This is a genomic window from Piscinibacter defluvii, from assembly GCF_004011805.1.
Taxonomy (GTDB): Bacteria; Pseudomonadota; Gammaproteobacteria; order Burkholderiales; family Burkholderiaceae_C; genus Piscinibacter; species Piscinibacter defluvii.
In genome coordinates this window covers 85,450-105,651 of sequence record NZ_ML137200.1, presented here as the reverse complement: position 1 = coordinate 105,651, position 20,202 = coordinate 85,450, and the positions used below count along the sequence as shown (strand labels likewise).

20 protein-coding genes are annotated in these 20,202 nt (G+C 71.9%); 15 read left to right on the top strand and 5 right to left on the bottom strand.

Annotated elements, in window-relative coordinates; translation table 11 throughout:
* Positions 1–8: 8 nt before the first annotated feature.
* Entirely contained in the window at positions 9–2,303 is a 2,295-nt protein-coding gene (locus D9C15_RS08955) for a beta strand repeat-containing protein (protein WP_127997100.1), read from the bottom strand.
* A gap of 175 nt (positions 2,304–2,478) precedes the next feature.
* On the opposite strand from D9C15_RS08955, the gene apbC reads away from it, so the two are divergent.
* The 5 genes from apbC to D9C15_RS08930 are packed head-to-tail and all read left to right on the top strand — an operon-like array spanning position 2,479 to position 7,341.
* Positions 2,479–3,570 carry an iron-sulfur cluster carrier protein ApbC gene (gene apbC / locus D9C15_RS08950; RefSeq protein WP_127997099.1) on the top strand — a complete coding sequence of 364 codons (1,092 nt, stop codon included), beginning with the start codon at positions 2,479–2,481 and terminating at the stop codon, positions 3,568–3,570.
* An 8-nt stretch (positions 3,571–3,578) separates the two neighbouring features.
* Complete coding sequence (locus tag D9C15_RS08945; protein ID WP_127997098.1) at positions 3,579–4,058, top strand: DUF3305 domain-containing protein; 480 nt, start codon at positions 3,579–3,581, stop codon at positions 4,056–4,058.
* Between the two features lie 7 nt (positions 4,059–4,065).
* A complete protein-coding gene (locus tag D9C15_RS08940) occupies positions 4,066–4,653 on the top strand; it encodes a DUF3306 domain-containing protein (protein WP_127997097.1) in 588 nt (195 codons plus the stop codon).
* Positions 4,550–6,712, top strand: coding sequence for a 4Fe-4S dicluster domain-containing protein (locus tag D9C15_RS08935; RefSeq protein WP_127997096.1), 2,163 nt, complete (start codon positions 4,550–4,552; stop codon positions 6,710–6,712). Before D9C15_RS08940 ends, D9C15_RS08935 begins: the two co-directional genes overlap by 104 nt.
* Complete coding sequence (locus tag D9C15_RS08930; protein WP_127997095.1) at positions 6,709–7,341, top strand: TorD/DmsD family molecular chaperone; 633 nt, start codon at positions 6,709–6,711, stop codon at positions 7,339–7,341. The genes D9C15_RS08935 and D9C15_RS08930 overlap by 4 nt, the downstream gene beginning before the upstream one ends.
* Here the strand turns inward: D9C15_RS08930 and D9C15_RS08925 are convergent, their stop codons facing one another.
* A complete protein-coding gene (locus tag D9C15_RS08925; protein WP_127997094.1) occupies positions 7,342–9,339 on the bottom strand; it encodes a sensor histidine kinase in 1,998 nt (665 codons plus the stop codon).
* A 4-nt stretch (positions 9,340–9,343) separates the two neighbouring features.
* Positions 9,344–10,726 carry a sigma-54-dependent transcriptional regulator gene (locus D9C15_RS08920; protein WP_127997093.1) on the bottom strand — a complete coding sequence of 461 codons (1,383 nt, stop codon included), beginning with the start codon at positions 10,724–10,726 and terminating at the stop codon, positions 9,344–9,346.
* 235 nt (positions 10,727–10,961) lie between these two features.
* Here D9C15_RS08920 and D9C15_RS08915 point away from each other — a divergent pair, with 235 nt between their 5' ends.
* The 7 genes from D9C15_RS08915 to D9C15_RS08885 all read left to right on the top strand — a co-directional run bounded on the left by D9C15_RS08915 (position 10,962) and on the right by D9C15_RS08885 (position 17,436).
* Positions 10,962–11,168: a formate dehydrogenase gene (locus D9C15_RS08915; RefSeq protein ID WP_127997092.1), complete on the top strand. Its 207-nt coding sequence runs from the start codon at positions 10,962–10,964 to the stop codon at positions 11,166–11,168.
* A gap of 62 nt (positions 11,169–11,230) precedes the next feature.
* Positions 11,231–14,209, top strand: coding sequence for a formate dehydrogenase subunit alpha (locus tag D9C15_RS08910; protein WP_127997091.1), 2,979 nt, complete (start codon positions 11,231–11,233; stop codon positions 14,207–14,209).
* Between the two features lie 18 nt (positions 14,210–14,227).
* Positions 14,228–14,833: a formate dehydrogenase FDH3 subunit beta gene (gene fdh3B, locus D9C15_RS08905; RefSeq protein ID WP_112186388.1), complete on the top strand. Its 606-nt coding sequence runs from the start codon at positions 14,228–14,230 to the stop codon at positions 14,831–14,833.
* Positions 14,830–15,066, top strand: coding sequence for a hypothetical protein (locus D9C15_RS08900; protein WP_127997090.1), 237 nt, complete (start codon positions 14,830–14,832; stop codon positions 15,064–15,066). Before fdh3B ends, D9C15_RS08900 begins: the two co-directional genes overlap by 4 nt.
* Before the next feature lie 20 nt (positions 15,067–15,086).
* Positions 15,087–16,229, top strand: coding sequence for a formate dehydrogenase subunit gamma (locus D9C15_RS08895; RefSeq protein ID WP_127997089.1), 1,143 nt, complete (start codon positions 15,087–15,089; stop codon positions 16,227–16,229).
* Between the two features lie 16 nt (positions 16,230–16,245).
* Positions 16,246–16,554: a hypothetical protein gene (locus D9C15_RS08890; RefSeq protein ID WP_127997088.1), complete on the top strand. Its 309-nt coding sequence runs from the start codon at positions 16,246–16,248 to the stop codon at positions 16,552–16,554.
* 39 nt (positions 16,555–16,593) lie between these two features.
* Positions 16,594–17,436 (top strand): formate dehydrogenase accessory sulfurtransferase FdhD, encoded by an 843-nt coding sequence (locus D9C15_RS08885; protein WP_127997087.1) that lies wholly within the window; start codon positions 16,594–16,596, stop codon positions 17,434–17,436.
* On the opposite strand, the gene D9C15_RS08880 is transcribed toward D9C15_RS08885, so the two are convergent.
* Entirely contained in the window at positions 17,437–17,964 is a 528-nt protein-coding gene (locus D9C15_RS08880) for an Mpo1 family 2-hydroxy fatty acid dioxygenase (protein ID WP_127997086.1), read from the bottom strand.
* A gap of 111 nt (positions 17,965–18,075) precedes the next feature.
* Between D9C15_RS08880 and dcd the strand changes: the two genes are divergently transcribed.
* The 3 genes from dcd to D9C15_RS08865 are packed head-to-tail and all read left to right on the top strand — an operon-like array spanning position 18,076 to position 19,914.
* Positions 18,076–18,645: a dCTP deaminase gene (dcd, locus tag D9C15_RS08875; RefSeq protein ID WP_127997085.1), complete on the top strand. Its 570-nt coding sequence runs from the start codon at positions 18,076–18,078 to the stop codon at positions 18,643–18,645.
* A gap of 13 nt (positions 18,646–18,658) precedes the next feature.
* Complete coding sequence (gene ypfJ / locus D9C15_RS08870) at positions 18,659–19,537, top strand: KPN_02809 family neutral zinc metallopeptidase (protein ID WP_127997084.1); 879 nt, start codon at positions 18,659–18,661, stop codon at positions 19,535–19,537.
* The gene (locus D9C15_RS08865) at positions 19,534–19,914 is read left to right on the top strand and encodes a DUF1801 domain-containing protein (RefSeq protein ID WP_164886687.1); all 381 of its coding nucleotides are present in this window, start codon (positions 19,534–19,536) and stop codon (positions 19,912–19,914) included. Before ypfJ ends, D9C15_RS08865 begins: the two co-directional genes overlap by 4 nt.
* On the opposite strand, the gene D9C15_RS08860 is transcribed toward D9C15_RS08865, so the two are convergent.
* Positions 19,906–20,169, bottom strand: a complete 264-nt coding sequence (locus D9C15_RS08860; protein ID WP_127997082.1) for a hypothetical protein — start codon at positions 20,167–20,169, stop codon at positions 19,906–19,908. The genes D9C15_RS08865 and D9C15_RS08860 overlap by 9 nt on opposite strands.
* Positions 20,170–20,202 lie beyond the last annotated feature (33 nt).

The following is a 20,202-nucleotide window of genomic DNA, read 5'->3' as shown; positions in this document are numbered from 1 at the left end:
CGCCCGGACTACAGGTCGAAGCTCGTCAGCGTGAAGCCGCGCCCCGGCGAGAGCCCGCCGGGCACGTCGGTGTCGCCGATCGCCAGCAGCGTCAGCACGTCGGCGACGTCGATCGTCGCGTTGTCGTCGCGGTCCTCGAAGTAGTAGACGCCGAACTCGCTCTCGTCGGCGCCGCCGATGACGAAGATCGTGCGCTCGTCGACGCCGACCGCGCCGTTCGTCAGCCGTGCGCCGACCGCGTTGCGCACCGCGGTCAGCGAGCCGAAGGCGTTGCCGGCGATCTCGTCGGCGGTGTTCAGCCGGACCGCGCCGTAGCCGAGCAGCCCGATGTTCTGCCCCGGGCCGACGACCAGCGTCGTGCCGTTCGGCAGGCCGAGGTCCTGCCAGTCGACGGCGATGTAGTTGTCCGCCAGGCCCAGCCCGCTGACCCGGTCGGCGCCGGCCAGGGCGCTCGCGCTCAGCACGCCGTTGATGTCGACGGTGCCGTCGGTCACGGCAGTGATCAGCGCCAGGTCGCGATCGCCCGAGCCTCCGGCCAGCAGCAAGGTGTCGCCGCCGTCGCCGCCGATGATCGTGTCCTCGCCGCTGCTGCCGTTCAGCGTGTTGGCGCCGCTGCCGCCGAACAGCGTGTCGTTGCCGGTGCCGCCGGTGAGGGTCCAGGTGCCGCCGACGGCGCGGCCGTCGACGATCAGGTTGCCCGACCCGCTCACGACGACGCCCACGCTGGCCAGGCCGCTCTGCGTCACGAGGTTGGCGGGCAGCCGCACGGCCGCGGTCGTGCCGGCGGCGCCGCCGGTGAAGGCGAAGGTGTCGAAGCCGCTGATTCCCGCGAACGCGCCGGCCGCCAGCGTGCGGCCCGCCACGAGCGCGACGTCGAGGCGGTCGCCGGCCACGCCGGCGTCGGCGGTGACCTGGTCGAGCCCGCTCAGCTCGCCGGCGCCGAACAGCACGCGGTCGCTGCCGGCGCCCAGCGCCAGCGTGTCGGCGCCGCTGCCGGCGTAGACGGTGTCGTCGCCGACCAGGCTCACCAGCGTGTCGTCGCCGGCACCGGCATACACCACGATGTCGCGTCCGGCCGCCAGGCCGGCGAGCACGAAGCTGTCGTCCTCGGCACTGCCGCGCAGCGTCAGGTCGAACGCGGTCGACGACACGCCGGCCGCCAGGGTGTCGGGCACGACGATCTCGTTGCCGAGCGGGTCGAGCTCGACGATCTCGATGCCGGTGATGTTGGCCAGCTGACCGAGGTTGACGCTGCCCGCGCCGACCAGGCGTAGCGTGTCGCCGTCGCTCGCGGTGTCGTTCCCGTTGGCGCCGCCGCTGAGGGCCACGTTGCCGTTCAGGTCGGCGCTGCGCACGATCAGCAGGTCGTTGCCGGCGCCGCCGTCCATCGTGCCCAGGCCGGTGCCGGCGTCCAGCGTGTCGTTGCCGCGTCCGCCGATCAGCGTGTCCGCGCCCGCGCCGCCGGCCAGCAGCAGGTCCAGCGGCAGCAGCGGCGACAGGGCGCTGGCGTTCAGGCTGTCGTCCCCGGCGCCGCCGTCGACGGACAGGAACGGCGCCTCGACGGCATCGCCGAAGCCCGGGCCGGGCGTGAACACGTCGTTGCCGCTGCCGAAGACCACGCGTTCGATGCCCGACACGCGGTTGGCCAGGCTCGCGCTGAAGACCACCGCCGCGGCGCCGCTGAACTGCAGGGTGTCGCCCGAGCCGGATTCGTCGCTCAGCAGGTCGGACAGGTCGAGCGTGCCGTCGGCGAACAGGTAGAGGTCGTCGCCGGCACCGCCGTCGAGCCGGTCGGTGCCCGGGCCGGCGCTGATCCGGTCGTCGCCGGCCCCGCCGGACAGCGTGTCGTTGCCGGCATTGCCGACCAGCGTGTCGTTGCCGCTGCCGCCGGCGAGGCGGTCGGCCCCGCCGCCGCCGGTGAACTGGTCGTCGCCGCCGGCGCCGCTCGCCCGCAGCGTGGTGCCGAGCACGCCGGCGCCGTTCAGGATGTCGTTGCCGGCGCCGCCGGAGACGCTGAAGGAGCCGGCGTTCGAGCTTGCCACCATCGCGTCGAGCAGGGTGACCGACGAGCCTCCGCCGGCGTTGAACACCAGCCGCTCGATGCCGCTGACGTTGGCGAACAGCGCGGCGCCCAGGGTCAGCGTGGAGCCGAGCACGAGCCGGTCGGTCGTGCCCGCGCCGGCGCCGCCGGCGAGCGTGTCCGTGCCGGCGAGGTGCCCGACGGCATTGACGTAGAAACTGTCGGCCACGTCGGCGCTCCCGACCAGGCTGTCCGCGGACGCGGTGAGGGTGAAGTCGGCCATGTCGGTCTCCGTGGCGAGGGCGGGCAGGGGGCCCCCGGGGCATTCTGTCGGCCGCGGCAGCGGCGGGTCACTCCCGCGAAGCGGTGCCGCGCGGTGCCGGTTGCCCGGCGCCGCAGGGGGAATGGGCGCTGCGCTAGACTGCCGCCGGCTTCTCCACCCCTATGCACCCCTGTTCATGTCCGTCTCCGAATCCGCGCTGCTCGAGGCCCTGAAGGCCGTCATCGACCCGAACACGGGGAAGGACTTCGTCTCGACCCGGCAGCTGAAGAACCTGAAGATCGAAGGCGGTGACGTGTCCTTCGACGTCGAGCTCGGCTACCCGGCCAAGAGCCAGATCCCGGCACTGCGCAAGAGCCTGATCGCCGCCGCGCGCGGCGTGCCGGGCGTCGAGAACGTGAGCGCGAACCTCGCGACGAAGATCATTCCCCACGCGGTGCAGCGCGGCGTGCAGCTGCTGCCGAATGTGAAGAACATCGTCGCGGTGGCCTCCGGCAAGGGCGGGGTGGGCAAGAGCACCACGGCCGTCAACCTGGCGCTGGCACTGGCCGCCGAGGGCGCCAACGTCGGCATCCTGGACGCCGACATCTACGGCCCGAGCCAGCCGATGATGATGGGCATCGACGCGCGCCCCGAGAGCGCCGACGGCAAGACCATGGAGCCGCTGTCCAACTACGGCGTGCAGGTGATCTCGATCGGCTTCCTGATCGAGCCCGACAACCCGATGATCTGGCGCGGCCCGATGGCCACCCAGGCGCTCGAGCAGCTGCTGCGCCAGACCAACTGGACCGACCTCGACTACCTGATCGTGGACATGCCGCCGGGCACCGGCGACATCCAGCTCACGCTCAGCCAGCGCGTGCCGCTGACCGGCGCGGTGATCGTGACCACGCCGCAGGACATCGCGCTGCTCGACGCCAAGAAGGGCATCAAGATGTTCGAGAAGGTCGGCGTGCCGATCCTCGGCATCGTCGAGAACATGGCGGTGCACGTGTGCGAGAAGTGCGGCCACGTGGAGCACATCTTCGGCGCCGATGGCGGCAAGAAGATGGCCGCCGAGTACGGCATGGACTACCTCGGCGCGCTGCCGCTGAACCTGTCGATCCGGGTCGATGCGGACAGCGGCCGGCCGAGCGTGGTCAGCAACCCGGATGGCGAGATCGCGGCGCTCTACAAGGGCGTGGCGCGCCAGGTGGCGGTGAAGATCGCGCAGCGCGCGAAGGACTTCAGCGCCAAGTTCCCGACCATCACGATCTCGAAGAACACCTGAGGCAGGCCATGGCCGAGCGCCCGAGCGTGACCGTCGCGGTGGTGATGGAGCGCGAGGCGCAGCCCAATCGCTGGGAGGACTGGCGCCACCGCATCGTCGAGGTGGTGCCGATGCAGCCCGGCTTCGGCGACGCGCCGCGCGTGCTGCGCGACGACGGCGGGCGGCGCCGCACGCTGCACCCCGGCTTCGACGTGACGCTGTACGCCGACGAGGGCGAGGGCTACTTCCTCAACCTCAGCAGCGGCGCGCCGGTCTGGTTCGTGGTCTGGCGCGTCGACGACGAGGACCCGTCGCGCGCCTGGCCGGAGCAGGTGACGCTGTCGTACAACGAGGCCGGCCGGCGCATGGATGCGCAGGAGCGGGTCGACAATGCACCGCTGCAGCCGCAGTGGCGCGACTGGCTGCAGGCCTTCACCGAGCTGCACTACCGGCCCGAGCCGAAGCAGCGCAAGCGGCCGGCCTCCTTCCGCGCCCCGGGCGAACGGTGAGCGCGCGATGAACGAGGACGGCGGCTTCCTCTCGCGCTGGTCGCGGCGCAAGGCGCAGGTGCGCGAGGGCCAGGACGTGCCGGCCGAGCCGCCGGCCGCCGCGGTGGTGCCCGCAGTCGACGCCGCGCCGGTCGCGGCGGCGCCGCCGCCGGTGCCGGCCGCGCCCGTCGCCGAGCCGCAGCCCCCTGCCGAGCCGCCGCCCACGCTCGAGCAGGCGCGCTCGCTCACGCCGGCCTCCGATTTCTCCCGCTTCGTGGCGCGCGATGTCGACCCGGCGGTGAAGAACACCGCGCTGAAGAAGCTGTTCGCCGATCCGCAGTTCAACGTGATGGACGGCCTGGACACCTACATCGACGACTACGGCCAACCCGACCCGATCCCTGCGAGCATGCTGCGCAAGATGGTGCAGTCGCAGGTGCTCGGCCTGTTCCGCGACGAGGAGGAGGCGGCGGCCGCCCCGGCCGCAGCGACCCCCGCGAAAGAGACCCCCGATGAAGACGCTGCTGTGCGACTGCAACCGGACGATGCCGCTGGACGCGGCGATGCGCGAGCGCCTGAGCCAGGCGCTGGCGAAGACCCCGGGCGCCTCGGCTGAAGGCCTGGCCGAGCCGCACACGCTGCTGTGCCGGCGCGAGGCTGCCAGCTTCCAGCGCGCGGCGCGCTCGGGCGACGACCTGCTGGTGGCCTGCACCCAGGAACGCGCCCTGTTCCTCGAACTGAACGAGCAGACCGAAGGTGCGTTGCCGCTGGCCGAGCGGCCGATCCGCTTCGTCGACGTGCGCGAGACCGGCGGCTGGTCGAAGGACGCCGGCGCCGCCGCGCCCAAGCTGGCCGCGCTGCTGGCCGCGGCGCAGCTGCCCGAGGCCGAGCCGGTGCCCACCGTGAGCTACCGCTCGCAGGGCCGCTGCCTGGTGGTCGGGCCGGCCGAGGCGGCCGAGCGCGCCGCCGCGATGCTGGCCGAGCGGCTCGAGACCACGCTGCTGGTCGACGGCGGCGCGCTGCCGCAGGCGCGCGAGCGCGCGGTGCAGGCCGGTCGGCTGACCCGGCTGTCGGGCTGGCTGGGGGCCTTCCAGGCCGAGTGGGAGAGCGGCAACCCGATCGACCTCGACCTGTGCACGCGCTGCAACGCCTGCATCGCCGCCTGCCCGGAGGGCGCGATCGACTTCTCCTACCAGGTCGACCTGGCGCGCTGTGCCGGGCACCGGGCCTGCGTCAAGGCCTGCGACGCGGCCGGCGCGATCGACTTCGCGCGTGCGCCGCAGGTGCTGGCCGAGACCTTCGACCTGGTGCTGGACCTGCGCGACGCGCCGGCCTTCACGATGCACCAGAAGCCGCAGGGCTACTTCCATGTCGGGCGCGACGAGGCGGCGCTGGTGCGGGCCGTGCTGCAGCTGCGCGAGCTGTCGGGCGAGTTCGAGAAGCCGAAGTTCTTCCGCTACCAGGCGAAGCTGTGCGCCCACAGCCGCAACGAGCAGATCGGCTGCAGCGCCTGCATCGAGGTCTGCTCGGCGCGCGCGATCCGCAGCGACGCCAGCCGCAAGGGCCGCAAGGCGGGCGAGGGCGGCGGTATCGTCGTCGAGCCGCACCTGTGCGTGGGCTGCGGCGCCTGCAGCACGGTGTGCCCGAGCGGTGCGCTGGGCTTCGCCTACCCCGGCGCGGCGGACCAGGGGCGGCGCCTGCGCACCGTGCTCGCGGCCTACCGCCACGCGGGCGGACGGGATGCGGCGCTGCTGTTGCACAGCGAGGGCGCCGGCGCACGGCTGATCGGCGAGCTCGGCCGCGCCGCACGTGTCGACGCGGCCGTGCACGGCGTGCCGGCGCGCGTGATCCCGCTGGCGCTGTGGCACACCGCGAGCGTCGGGCTCGACCTGTGGCTGTCCGCGATCGCCTTCGGCGCCAGCCAGGTGTGGGTGCTGCTGACCGACGAGGAGGCGCCCGAGTACCGCCGGGCGCTGGCCGAGCAGATGGCGCAGGCGCAGGCCATCCTCGCGGGCCTCGGCTACGCGGGCGAGCACCTGCGGCTGCTCGAGGCTCGCGACGCGCGCGACCTGGCCGCGCTCGACGCCGCGCTGCGCGCGCCGGCCGCGCAGGGTGTCGCGCAGGCCGCGAGCTTCGCGGTGCAGGGCGACAAGCGCGCCACGCTCGACCTCGCGCTCGAGCACCTGCTGGCGCAGGCGCCGGGCGCGGCCGAGACCATTGCGCTGCCGGCCGCCGGCGCGCCGTTCGGCAGCCTGGCGATCGATGCCGGCAAGTGCACGCTGTGCCTGAGCTGCGTGGGCGCCTGCCCCGAGGCCGCGCTGGCCGACAACCCGGAGCGGCCGCAGCTGCGCTTCATCGAGAAGAACTGCGTGCAGTGCGGCTTGTGCGCCACGACCTGCCCGGAGCAGGCCATCACGCTGCAGCCGCGCCTGTGGCTGGCCGAGGGCGGGCGCGCGCGCAAGCAGGCGCGGGTGCTGCACGAGGCCGAGCCCTACCGCTGCGTGAAGTGCGGCAAGCCCTTCGGCACGCTCAAGGCCATCGAGGCGATGATCGGCAAGCTGGCCGGCCACGCCGCCTTCCAGGGCGCGGCGGCCGAGCGGCTGAAGATGTGCAGCGACTGCCGCGTGGTCGACATCTTCAGCAACCCGAACGAGATGAAGATCACCGACCTATGAACGATCCGGCCCGGTCCCTGACCTTCGCGTCCGCCGACGACGGCGAGGAGCTTGCCCGCGCCGAGCTGTACGGCCTGCTCGCGCGGCTGTGGCTCGCGCCGCCGGACGAGGCGCTGCTGGCGCAGTTCGCCGTCGCCGTGACCGAGGCGCCCCAGCCCGGCGGCTTTCTCGAGGCACCCTGGCAGGCGCTGGTGAGCGCGCTGCGTGCGGCCACGCCGCGCGAGCTGGCCGACGAGTACGACGCGCTGTTCGGCGGCGTCGGCAAGCCCGAGGTGTTCCTTTACGGCTCGTACCATCTGAGCGGCTTCCTGAACGAGAAGCCGCTGGCCGCGCTGCGCGCCGACCTGGCGCGCCTGGGCCTGGCGCGCGACGAACAGCGCGGCGAGACCGAGGACCATGTGGCCGGCGTGTTCGAGGTGATGCGCTGGCTGATCGCCGGCGACGACGCGGCGGTGTGCAATCTCGAGCAGCAGCGCCGCTTCTACCGCGCCCATGTGCAGCCCTGGGTCGAGAAGCTGTGCGACGCGGTCGAGGCCCAGCCGCGCGCGCAGGCGTACCGCGCGCTGGCCGGGCTGACGCGCGCCTTCGTGCAGGTGGAGACGCAGGGGTTCGACCTGCTGGAGCAGTGATCAGGCTCCCGCCGCCTCGCCGCGCAGCACGACCGTGAACTCGGCGCCGCGCACGCCGTCGCTGCGGTTGGCGGCGCGGATGTCGCCACCATAGCGCTCGACGATGCTGCGGCTGATCCACAGGCCCAGGCCGGTGCCGTCCTTCTTGTGCGTCACGAAGGGCTGGAACAGCTCGGCCAGCAGCGCCGCGTCCAGGCCCGGGCCGGTGTCGGCCACCACGATGTCGACGCCGCCCTCGGCGTTGTCGCGCGTGGCCAGGCGCAGCGTGCCGCCCTCGGGCATGGCCTGGATCGCGTTGACCAGCAGGTTGACGATCACCTGCTGCAGCTCGTTGCGGTTGATCTGCGGCCGGCGGGTCGCGGCGAAGTCCAGCACGCGCTCGATGCGGGTGCGCGAGAGCAGGTGGGCGACGAGCACCAGGCTGTCGTGCAGCACCTGGCCGGTGTCGACCTCGGCGATGTAACCCGCGTACTCGGCCGGCCGCGCGAACTGCAGCAGCTGCGTGACGATCAGCCGCATGCGCTCGACCTGCTCGTCCACCAGCTTCAGCTCGGCGCGCACCCGCTGCGCGGCCTGCGGGCCCATCAGCTCGCGCGCCAGGTCGAGGTTGCCCTGGATCACCGCGATCGGGTTGTTCACCTCGTGCGCGATGCTGGCGGTCAGCTGGCCCACCGCGGCGAGCTTCTCGCTGCGCACCAGCTGGCGCTGCGCGGCCGCCAGCTCGCGGGTGCGCTCGGCCACCTTGGCGTCGAGCTCGGCGTTCCAGCGCTGCAGCGCCTGCGTCTGCGCGGCGATCGCGTCGAGCAGGCGGTCGAGGTGGGCCGCCAGCGCGCCGACCTCGTCGCTGCTGGCCAGCGGGCCGACACGCGCCTCCAGCGCGCCGCCCTGCACGCGCTGCATGGTCTGCGCCATGCGCTCGATCGGCCCGAAGATGCTCCGCGCGGCGCGCAGCGAGACCAGCGCCGCGCCGACCATCACCGCGAAGAAGATCAGCCCGATCGCCGCCAGCACGCCGTACTTCAGCAGCATGAAGGGCTGCTCGAGGTAGCCGACGTAGAGCATGCCCACACGCTGCCCGGCGCCGTCGGCCAGCGGCAGGTAGCCCGAGACGTACCAGTCGGAGACGACGAAGGCGCGGTCCAGCCAGGTGTGGCCGCGGCCGAGCACCGCGTCGCGCACCGTCTGCGAGACACGCGTGCCGATCGCACGGTGGCCGGCCTCGGCGCCGAACAGGCGCACGTTGGTGCTGATGCGCACGTCGTCGAGGAACAGCGTCGCGGTGCCGCGGCTGCCGAAGGGCAGCGAGCCCTCCGGGTAGACGATCGCGTTGATGTGGTCGATGAAGGGCAGGTTGCGGTTCAGCAGCACGCCGGCCTGCACGTGGGCGAGCAGCCGGCCGTCCGGGGCCACCACCGGTGCGCCGGCCAGCACCACCATCGCCCGGTCTTCCTGGGTGCGCGCGGTGGGCGCGGCATTGCGCGTGGGCACCAGCGGCACCGCCACGCGCGCCTGCAGCGCCGGCGCGAGCGCGGCGAACTCGTGCGGCGCCAGCACCGCGATGCCGGCGCGCCGCGCACCCTCGGCGGCCGCGCGCAGCGGCGGCGCGCGGGCCGCGCCGTCCGCCGCCGGGGCGTGGTCGGTCACCAGCAGCGTGCCGTCGGGCGCGCGCAGGTTGACGAAGTCCAGCCCCTCGCGCGCCTTGAAGCGGCGCAGCAGCGGCACCAGCGACTCGCGGTCGGGTCGCGCCAGCGCCAGGTGCAGGGCGTTCGAGTCCGCCACCGTGGCCGCGCTCGCGCCCACCTCGCCGAGCACGCGCTCGAAGTAGCCGTGCGCCACCGCCAGGTCGGCGCGCACCTTGGTGATCAGCAGGTTGTCGAAGGCCAGGTTGGCCCACACCAGCAGGATCACGCCGAGCAGCGGCAGCACCACCGCCAGCGGCAGCAGCACCAGCGCGAGCAGCTTGCCGCGGATGGGCAGGCGCTCGAAGCGCCGGATCACGGCCTCAACCCTGGGCCCACTCGGCGACCCGGCGCTCGAGCGTGCGGCGCGAGATGCCGAGCAGCTGGGCGGCACGTGTCTTGTCGCCGCCGACCGACTCGAGCACGCTGCGCATGTGCTGCTTCTCGAGCGCGTGCAGGTCGGTGGGCAGCGCCGGCGGCGCGGCGGCCGGCTCGGGGCGCCGGCGCGCCAGGCCCTGGTACAGCGCCGAGACGTTCAGCGCACCGAGGATCAGCGAGCGCTCGATCAGGTTGCGCAGCTCGCGCACGTTGCCCGGCCAGTCGTACTGCGCGAGGTAGCCGAGCTCGTCGTCGCTCACCGTCATCGGCGCCACGCCGAGCTGCGGCGCGAGCGTGGCGATGAAGTGGGCCACCAGGTCGGGGATGTCCTCCTTGTGCGAGCGCAGCGGCGGCAGGTTGATCTCCACCACCTGCAGCCGGTAGTACAGGTCGGCGCGGAAGCGCCCGGCCGCCACCTCGTCGGCCAGCGGGCGGTTGGTGGCCGCGACGATGCGCACGTCCACCGGGATCTGCTGCTCGCTGCCGACCGGGCGGATGCGCCGGTCCTCCAGCACGCGCAGCAGCGTGGCCTGCAGCGCCAGCGGCAGGTCGACCACCTCGTCGAGGAACAGCGTGCCGCCCTGTGCGTAGACGAACAGCCCGTCGCGCGCCGGTCGGCCGGGGCCGGCGGCGTGGCCGAACAGCTCGTGCTCGATCAGCTCGGGCGACATGGTGGCGCAGTTCACCGGCACGAACGGCCCGTCGCCGCGCGGGCTGTGGTGGTGCAGCGCGAGCGCGGCCAGCTCCTTGCCGGTGCCCGACTCGCCGCTCAGCAGCACCGTGCTGTTGACCGCGGCGACGCGCTGCAGCGCCGCCTGCAGGCCCTTGATGGCGATCGAGCGTCCCACCAGCGCGCCCGCGCTCGGCGTGCGCTGCGACAGCGCGCGCCGCAGCACCCAGTTCTCGCGTTCGAGGTGGGCGCGCTCCAGGCCGCGCCGCACCGCGTTGAGGATCTGCGTCACGCGGAAGGGTTTCAGGATGAAGTCGCTCGCGCCGGCGCGCAGGGCCTCGATCGCGGTGTCGAGGTCGGCGAAGGCGGTGATCAGGATCACCTCGCAGGCGTTGCCCGCTTCGCGCAGCTCGCGCAGCCAGGCGATGCCGCTCTTGCCCGGCAGCGTGATGTCCAGGATCACCAGGTCGAAGCGGTGGCGCAGCACCAGCGCCTCGGCGGCCTCGGCGTCGGCCGCGCTGCGCACCTCGCCGCAGCGGCTGGCCAGCGTCTTCTCGAGGAAGTTGCGCATGCCGGCTTCGTCGTCGACGACCAGGATGCTGGCCAGCGGCCAGTCGACGGCGCCGTCGGCGGGCGGGGGGGCGGCACTCGGGTTCATGGGGCCGCTACTGTGGCACAGCGCCGGCGAGCCCCGCCGCCCTCGGGATTTACCCTCACGCGTCGGCCCCGAAGCGCGACAACTTGTCGTGCGCGCGGCCCGTCGCCCGGCAGCGCGCACCGACAGGCTGTCGCGGCACGCCACGCCCGGAGGAACCCTGTCAGCAAGTCACGGATGCCTCGTTAAGATATGAACAAGCCTGCACAGGTTGGGTGATCAGGCGATGGAGATCGCGATGGATCAAGCTCGTTCGAAGCTCTCGCGCCGACAGGTGTTCGCCGGCGCCGGCACGGCCGGTGCGCTGGCGGCCGCGGCGGCCGTGCTGCCCCGCGTCGCCCAGGAGCCGCAGGCCCAGGCGCCACAGCAGCCCGCCCCCGAACGCGGCGGCGGCTACCAGGTGACGCAGCGCGTGCTGCAGTACTACCAGACCGCACGTCTCTGACCGGGCGCCTGCCCGCTTTCCAGGGCCGTCTGCGGCCCGTCCGGATTTCCCGAGGAGTTTCCATGCTGCTCACGCGCAAGACCTCGAGTTCGCCCGCGGCCGGCGCCCCCGGCCTGGTGGCCAGCCTGTCCCGCGGCATCGCGCGCGCCGTGCCGACGATGGACCGGCGCGCCTTCCTGCGCCGCTCCGGCCTGGGCGTCGGCGCCGGCCTGGCGGCGTCGCAGCTCACGCTCATGAGGAAGGCTCAGGCGGCCGATGCCGCCAAGGGCGCGGGCGGCGAGCGCAAGGTCGAGGTCAAGCGCACGGTGTGCGGCCACTGCTCGGTGGGCTGCGCGATCGACGCGGTGGTGGAGAACGGCGTCTGGGTGCGCCAGGAGCCGGTGTTCGACTCGCCGATCAACCTCGGCGCGCACTGCGCCAAGGGTGCCGCGGTGCGCGAGCACGGCCACGGCGAGTTCCGCCTCAAGACGCCGATGAAGCTGGTCAACGGCAAGTACGAGCGCATCTCCTGGGACCAGGCGCTCGAGGAGATCGGCGCGAAGATGCTCGAGCTGCGCAAGCAGAGCGGGCCCGATTCGGTCTTCGTGGTCGGCTCGTCGAAGCACAACAACGAGCAGGCCTACCTGCTGCGCAAGTGGATGACGCTGTGGGGCAGCAACAACTGCGACCACCAGGCGCGCATCTGTCACTCGACCACGGTCGCGGGTGTGGCGAACACCTGGGGCTACGGCGCGATGACGAACTCGTACAACGACATGCAGAACGCCAAGGCGGCGCTCTACATCGGCTCCAACGCCGCCGAGGCGCACCCGGTGTCGATGCTGCACCTGCTGCACGCGAAGGAGAACGGCTGCAAGGTCATCGTCACCGACCCGCGCTTCACCCGCACCGCCGCCAAGGCCGACGAGTACGTGCGCATCCGCTCGGGCAGCGACATCCCGTTCCTGTTCGGCGTGCTGTACCACGTGTTCAAGAACGGCTGGGAGGACAAGAAGTACCTCGAGGACCGCGTCTACGGCATGGACAAGGTGCGCGACGAGGTGATGGCCAAGTGGACGCCCGACAAGGTGCAGGAGGCCTGCGGCGTCGACGAGGCCACCTGCGCCAAGGTGGCCGAGATCATGGCCAAGAACCGCCCGAGCACCATCGTCTGGTGCATGGGCCAGACCCAGCACACGATCGGCAACGCGATGGTGCGCGCCTCCTGCATCCTGCAGCTGGCGCTGGGCAACATCGGCGTCTCGGGCGGCGGCGCGAACATCTTCCGCGGCCACGACAACGTGCAGGGCGCCACCGACGTCGGCCCGAACCCCGACTCGCTGCCCGGCTACTACGGCCTGGCCGAGGGGGCGTTCAAGCACTTCGCGGCCACCTGGGGCGTCGACTTCGAGTGGATCAAGAAGCAGTACGCGCCGGGCATGATGACCAAGCCGGGCATGACGGTGTCGCGCTGGGTCGACGGCGTGCTCGAGAAGAACGAGCTGATCGACCAGGACAGCAACCTGCGCGGCCTGTTCTTCTGGGGCCATGCGCCGAACTCGCAGACGCGCGGCCTGGACATGAAGCGGGCGATGGACAAGCTCGACCTGCTGGTGGTGGTCGACCCGTTCCCGAGCGCCACCGCGGCGATGGCCGCGATGCCCGGCCGGCCCGAGGACCAGAACCCGAACCGCGCCGTCTACCTGCTGCCGGCGGCCACGCAGTTCGAGACCAGCGGCTCGTGCACCGCGTCGAACCGGTCGATCCAGTGGCGCGAGCAGGTGATCGAGCCGCTGTGGGAGAGCCGCACCGACCACATGATCATGTACCAGCTGGCGGGCAAGCTCGGCTTCGCCAACGAGCTGGTGAAGAACTACAAGATGGTCAAGGGCAAGGGCGGCATGGACGAGCCCGAGACCGAGTCCATCCTGCGCGAGATCAACAAGTGCGTCTGGACCATCGGCTACACCGGCCAGTCGCCCGAGCGCCTGAAGGCGCACATGCGCAACATGAACGTCTTCGACGTGAAGACGCTCAAGGCCAAGGGCGGGGTCGACAAGGAGACCGGCTACAAGCTCGACGGCGACTACTTCGGCCTGCCCTGGCCGTGTTACGGCACGCCGGAGATGAAGCACCCGGGCTCGCCCAACCTGTACGACACGTCCAAGCACGTGATGGACGGCGGCGGCAACTTCCGCGCCAATTTCGGCGTGGAGCGCGAGGGCGTGTCGCTGCTGGCCGGCGACGGCTCGCACAGCAAGGGTGCCGACCTGACCACCGGCTACCCCGAGTTCGACCACCTGCTGCTGAAGAAGCTCGGCTGGTGGGACGAGCTCAGCGAGGACGAGAAGAAGAAGGCCGAGGGCAAGAACTGGAAGACCGACCCGACCGGCGCGATCATCCGCGTGGCGATGAAGAACCACGGCTGCCACCCGTTCGGCAACGCCAAGGCGCGCGCGGTGGTGTGGAACTTCCCCGATCCGATCCCGCAGCACCGCGAGGCGCTCTACAGCACGCGGCCGGACCTGATCGCCAAGTACCCGACGCACGACGACAAGAAGGCCTTCTGGCGCCTGCCCACGCTGTACAAGTCGGTGCAGGAGAAGAACAAGGACATCGGCAAGACCTTCCCGCTGATCATGTCCAGCGGCCGCCTCGTCGAGTACGAGGGCGGCGGCGAGGAGACGCGCTCCAACCCGTGGCTGGCCGAGCTGCAGCAGGAGATGTTCGTCGAGATCAACCCGAAGGCGGCCAACGACCGCGGCATCCGCAACGGCGAGTACGTCTGGCTGCGCACCCCGCCGATGGAGGGCGTGCCGGGCTTCAAGGGCATCCGCGTCAAGGCGATGGTGACCGAGCGGGTCGATGCCGAGACGGTCTGGCTGCCGTTCCACTTCTCGGGCCGCTGGGGCGGCACCGACCTGGCGCAGTACTACCCGACCGGCGCCGTGCCGGTGGTGCGTGGCGAGGCGGTCAACACCGCCACCACCTACGGATACGACAGCGTCACGATGATGCAGGAAACCAAGACCACGGTCTGCCAGATCGAGCGCGCCGCGTAAGGCAAGGAGAGAACTGACATGGCCCGAATGAAGTTCATCTGCGACGCCGAGCGCTGCATCGAGTGCAACGGCTGCGTCACTGCCTGCAAGGCCGAGCACGACGTGCCCTGGGGCGTGAACCGCCGCCGCGTGGTCACGCTCAACGACGGCGTGCCGGGCGAGAAATCGGTCTCGGTGGCCTGCATGCACTGCTCCGACGCGCCGTGCATGGCGGTCTGCCCGGTCGACTGCTTCTACCGCACCGACGAGGGCGTGGTGCTGCACGACAAGGACGTCTGCATCGGCTGCGGCTACTGCTCGTACGCCTGCCCGTTCGGCGCGCCGCAGTTCCCGACCAACGGCACCTTCGGCCTGCGCGGCAAGATGGACAAGTGCACCTTCTGCGCCGGCGGCCCGGAGGCCAACGGCACCGAGGCCGAGTTCGAGAAGTACGGCCGCAACCGCCTGGCCGAGGGCAAGCTGCCGGCCTGCGCCGAGATGTGCTCGACCAAGGCGCTGCTCGGCGGCGACGGCGACGTGGTGGCCGACATCTTCCGCAGCCGAGTGCTGGTGCGCGGCAAGGGCAGCGAGATCTGGGGCTGGGGCACGGCCTACGGCAAGCCGACGACGGGGACCAAGTCATGATCAAGCGAGCGTTGTGCGCGGTGTCGCTGGGCCTGCTGCTGGCGGCCTGCGGCGACAAGGTGCAGGTCGGCGCGGCCCCGGCCAAGAAAGCCGACGCGCAGGCCTGGGAAGGCGCCGGCAATGCCCATGTCGCCGAAGGCTGGAAGGCCGGCGACAAGGGCAGCTGGGAGGCCCAGTTGCGCACCCGGGCGCAGGCCCAGAACGAATACAACCGCTCGGCCGCGCAGCGCTGAGCCGGACCTCCGGAGACGCCATGTCCGCGACGATCCGAGCCCTGCTGCTGGCGCTGGCGATGCTCCTGCCCGTGGCCGGCCAGGCCCAGCAGGCGCAGCCCGCCGCTGCGCCGGCCGCCGGGGCCGCCCTGCCGCCCGACGACCGCGCGCCGCCCGCGCTGCCGCGCGAGGGCGAGAGCAATGCCGAACGCGGCAAGAGCCAGCCCGGCAACAACGCGCCGTTCTGGCGCGCCGTGCGCGAGTCCGGCAACGTGGCCGGCTACAGCTCGCTGCCCGGCGTCGAGACCGGGGTGCTGATCCAGCCCTTCGTGCAGTACCCGGGCTCGCGCCTGACCACCGCCGGCGAGGCCTGGCGCGAGGTGCGCAACCGCTGGATCATCCCCTACGGCGGCGCGCTGCTGCTGATCATGCTCGGGGCCTGCGCGCTGTTCTACTGGCGCAAGGGCGCACTCGGCGGCCACGAGCCCGACACCGGCCGGCGCATCGAGCGCTTCACGCCCTTCGAGCGCAGCGCGCACTGGGCCAACGCGATCACCTTCGTGATCCTCGCCGTCTCCGGCGTGGTGATGGCGTTCGGCAAGTTCTTCCTGCTGCCGGTGATCGGCGGCACGCTGTTCGGCTGGCTCAGCTACGTGCTGAAGACGGCGCACAACTTCGCCGGGCCGGTGTTCGCGGTGTCGCTGGTGATCGTGTTCCTGACCTTCGTGCGCGACAACCTGCCGCGCAAGGGCGACCTGCACTGGCTGCTGCGCTTCGGCGGGCTGCTGGGCGAGCACGAGGTGCCCTCGCACCGCTTCAACGCGGCCGAGAAGGCGCTGTTCTGGGCCGGCGTGTTCCTGCTCGGCGCCGTGGTCGTCGGCTCCGGCCTGGTGCTGGACAAGCTGATCCCCGGCATGGACTACACCCGGCCGCAGATGCAGGTGGCGCACATGGTGCACGCCGTGGCCACGGTGCTGATGGTCGCGATGTTCATCGGCCACATCTACATCGGCACGGTGGGCATGAAGGGGGCCTACGGCGCGATGCGAACCGGCTATGTGGACGAAGGCTGGGCCAAGGAGCACCACCAGTGGTGGTACGAGGACGTCAAGGCCGGCAAGATCCCGGCCCAGCGCAGCCGCCCCGTCGAGGGCGCGGCGCCGCCCGCCGCGGCGCGCACCTGAACCTGCGAGGAAACCGATGCGACACCTGCTGACCGCCACCGTGCTCGCCACCGCCGCCGCGGGGGCGCTGGCCAAGCTGCCGCCGCTGTCGGACGAGGCCAAGGCCAAGGCGGCCGAGGCCGCGGCCAAGACGGCCCATGGCAACAAGGTGGCCGACTTCCAGCTCTGCAAGGCGATGGAGCGGGTCGCCGCGCGTTATGCCGGCGAGGCCGGCAAGGCCGGCAAGAGCGTCACGCCGACCCCCACGCCGGCCTGCGTCGACCCGGGTCCGTTCGGCGGCGCCGCCCCGGCGGCGGCACCGGCCGCCCCGGCCAAGAAGACCTGATGCCCCGGGCGTCGGCGGCGCTCGCGTAGAGTCGCCGGCATGCCTCCCCGCCTGACCGCGGCCAGTGCGCCGCTGACCCGCTGCGTGCGCGTGCTCGACGAGTTCGGCGTCGAGCGCGAGATCGCCATCCCGGCCGAGCGGGCGTTGACCGTGTTCGTCGACAAGCGCGAGCTGGTCACGCTGATGACGCTGGGTGCCGCGCCCGAGCTGCTGGTGCTCGGCTACCTGCGCAACCAGCGCCTGGTCGAACGCTGCGCGGACGTCGATTCGGTGACGGTGGACTGGGAGGTCGGCGCCGCCGCCGTGGCCACGCGCGCCGGCATCGAGCGCATCGAGGAGAAGACCGCCCGGCGCGTGGTGACCACCGGCTGCGGCCAGGGCACCGTGTTCGGCGACCTGATGGCCGACCTGGATGCGGTGCGCCTGCCGCCACCGGCGCAGGCGCGCATCCGCCAATCCACGCTGTACGGCCTGCTCGAGGCGGTGCGCCGCCAGGAGAGCACCTACAAGTCGGCCGGCTCGGTGCACGGCTGCGCGCTGTTCCGCGGCGCGGAGCTGCTGACCTTCGTCGAGGACGTCGGCCGCCACAACGCCATCGACACCATCGCCGGCTGGATGTGGCTGCACGGCGTGGACGGCGGCGACAAGTGCTTCTACACGACCGGCCGCCTGACCAGCGAGATGGTCATCAAGTCGGCCCAGATGGGCGTGCCCATCATCGTCTCGCGCAGCGGCATCACGCAGATGGGCCACGAGCTGGCTCAGCAGCTGGGCATGACCCTATTCGGCCGGGCCACCAACCGGCACTTCATCTGCTACAGCGGCTTCGACCGCTTCGACGTCGAGCCGGAGCCGGCACGCCCCGGGCGCGAACCGGGCTGATCAGGCGATGCGGGCCAGGTCGCGCAGGTGGGTCGGGCCGGCGCGGCGCTCGATCTCGGCCAGCAGCGGCTTGCCCCAGCCGAGCGCGAACAGCGCCTCGGCGGTAACGAACATCGGGCCGACCAGCAGGCCGACCAGGTCGTCGACGAAGGCCGGCTTGCGGCCCTCGTACCAGTGGCCGACGAACTGGATCGCCCAGCCGACCACGAAGAAGCTCAGGCCCCAGGCCAGCCAGGCGCCGGTGCCGCTGCCGCCCACATGGTGCGCGGCCAGGACCAGCACCCCCACCGCCACGCTGGTGGCTACGCCGAGCATCAGCACCCCGCGGGTCAGGTACCACATCGCCACCCCGGCGAACACCAGCCAGGCCGGCGAGAGCGAGAACGAACCGAGCGAGAAGCCCGGCTTGGCCAGCAGGACCCCGATGGCGAAGACGATCATCGGGATGCCGACGAAGTGACTGGCGATGTTGCGCCGGTCGCGGTGGTATTCGGCATACTGGCTCAGCAGGTCGATCGCGGGGCGCATGCTTGTCTCCCAGGGGCTCACGCCCCAACTGTCGCACACCCGGCGGGGGGTGTGCGCGACCGGCTCCCTAAAATGCTCACGAAACTTCGGAAAAGTCGACCGGAAGCCCACATGACGATCAAGAGTGACCGCTGGATCCGGCGCATGGCCGAGCAGCACGGGATGATCGAGCCCTTCGAGCCCGGCCAGGTGCGCCATGCGGCGGATGGCCACAAGATCGTCAGCTACGGCACCAGCAGCTATGGCTACGACATCCGTTGCGCGCCGGAGTTCAAGGTCTTCACCAACATCCACAGCACCGTCGTGGATCCGAAGAACTTCGACGAGAAGAGCTTCGTCGACATCGAGGCCGACGTCTGCATCATCCCGCCCAACAGCTTCGCGCTGGCGCGCACGGTCGAGTACTTCCGCATCCCGCGCAACGTGCTGACCATCTGCCTGGGCAAGAGCACCTACGCGCGCTGCGGCATCATCGTCAACGTCACGCCCTTCGAGCCGGAGTGGGAAGGCTACGTGACGCTCGAGTTCAGCAACACCACGCCGCTGCCGGCCAAGATCTACGCCGGCGAGGGCTGTGCGCAGGTGCTGTTCTTCGAGAGCGACGAGGTCTGCGAGACCAGCTACAAGGACCGCGGCGGCAAGTACCAGGGCCAGCGCGGCGTGACCCTGCCCAAGACCTGACCCGGAGGCGTCCATGCGCTGGCAAGGCAACCGCGAGAGCGACAACGTCGAGGACGTGCGCGGGGCCTCCGGCGGCAGGCGCGGTCTGCCGGTGGGCGGGCGCGGCATCGGCCTGGGCACCGTCGTGATCGCGCTGGTGGCCGGCTGGATCTTCGGCGTCAACCCGCTGACGGTGCTCAGCGTGCTCGGCGGCGGGGGCGGCGCGCCAAGTGTGGCCGAGGCGCCGCAGGGCGGCCGGCCGCCGGCCGACGACACCATGGCCCGGTTCGTCTCGACCGTGCTGGCCGACACCGAGGACGTCTGGCGCGAGCAGTTCCGCGCGCTCGGCGGGCGCTACCAGGAGCCCAAGCTGGTGCTGTTCAAGGACGCCTGGCCGACCGCCTGCGGCCAGGGCGAGGCGGCGATGGGCCCGTTCTACTGCCCGGGCGACCAGAAGGTCTACATCGACCTGTCGTTCTACGAGCAGATGCGCTCGCGGCTCGGCGCGCCGGGCGACTTCGCCCAGGCCTACGTGATCGCGCACGAGGTCGGTCACCATGTGCAGCACCTGATGGGCATCACCGAGAAGGTCGATGCGGCGCGCCGCCGAACGGACCCGGCCCGCGCCAATGCGCTGAGCGTGCGGCTCGAACTGCAGGCCGACTGCTTCGCCGGCGTCTGGGCCCATCACGCGCAGCGCGCGCGCCAGGTGCTGGAGCAGGGCGACCTGGAGGAGGCGCTGAACGCCGCCAGCCAGATCGGCGACGACACGCTGCAGCGCAACGCCGGCGGCCGGGTGCGGCCGGAGACCTTCACGCACGGAAGCAGCCAGCAGCGCGTGACCTGGTTCAGGCGCGGCCTCGAGCGCGGCAGCGTCGCCGAGTGCGACACCTTCAAGGCCGGTGCGCCGTGAGGACCATCGTCCGCCCCGCCGCGCTGATCGGCGCCTGGTTCGACACCTTGCGCGAGGACCAGCGCGAGACGGCGCAGGCGCTGCGGGAGGCGGTGCTGGCGGCCGAGCCGGCGCTGGAGCAGTCGATCAAGTGGGGCAACCTGGTGTTCAGCCGCGCCGGCGCGCATGCCTTTGCCATCGTGATCCACAAGGACCACGCCAACCTGCAGGTGTTCAACGGCGCGCTGCTGCGCGAGCGCTTCCCGATGCTCGAAGGCAGCGGCAAGGGCCTGCGCCACCTGAGGCAGCGCTACCGCCAGCCGGTGGATGCCGGCCTGGTGGAGGCGCTGGTGCGCGCCAGCGTTGCGCTGGCCGCTTCGGCGGACGGCTCAGCCTAGCGCGACGATCCAGTCGCAGCGCAGCCGGCGACGCCGGTGCAGCCAGCGGCGCAGCGCCACGTAGGCGCTGGGTGCGAACAGCAGCGGCAAAGTCGCCAGCGCGAGGCCGTCCAGGCGCAGCAGCCAGGCCACCGGAGTGCCGACGCAGGCGGCCAGCCAGAGCGTCAGCACCGCGCTCCACAGGCGCGCCTCGACCGGGTGGTCGGCATGCCCGGCGTGCCAGCGGCGCAACTGGTCGAACTGATCGAGGGTCATGGCGCATTCCCCGCAAGCCGGCGAATGCACCGA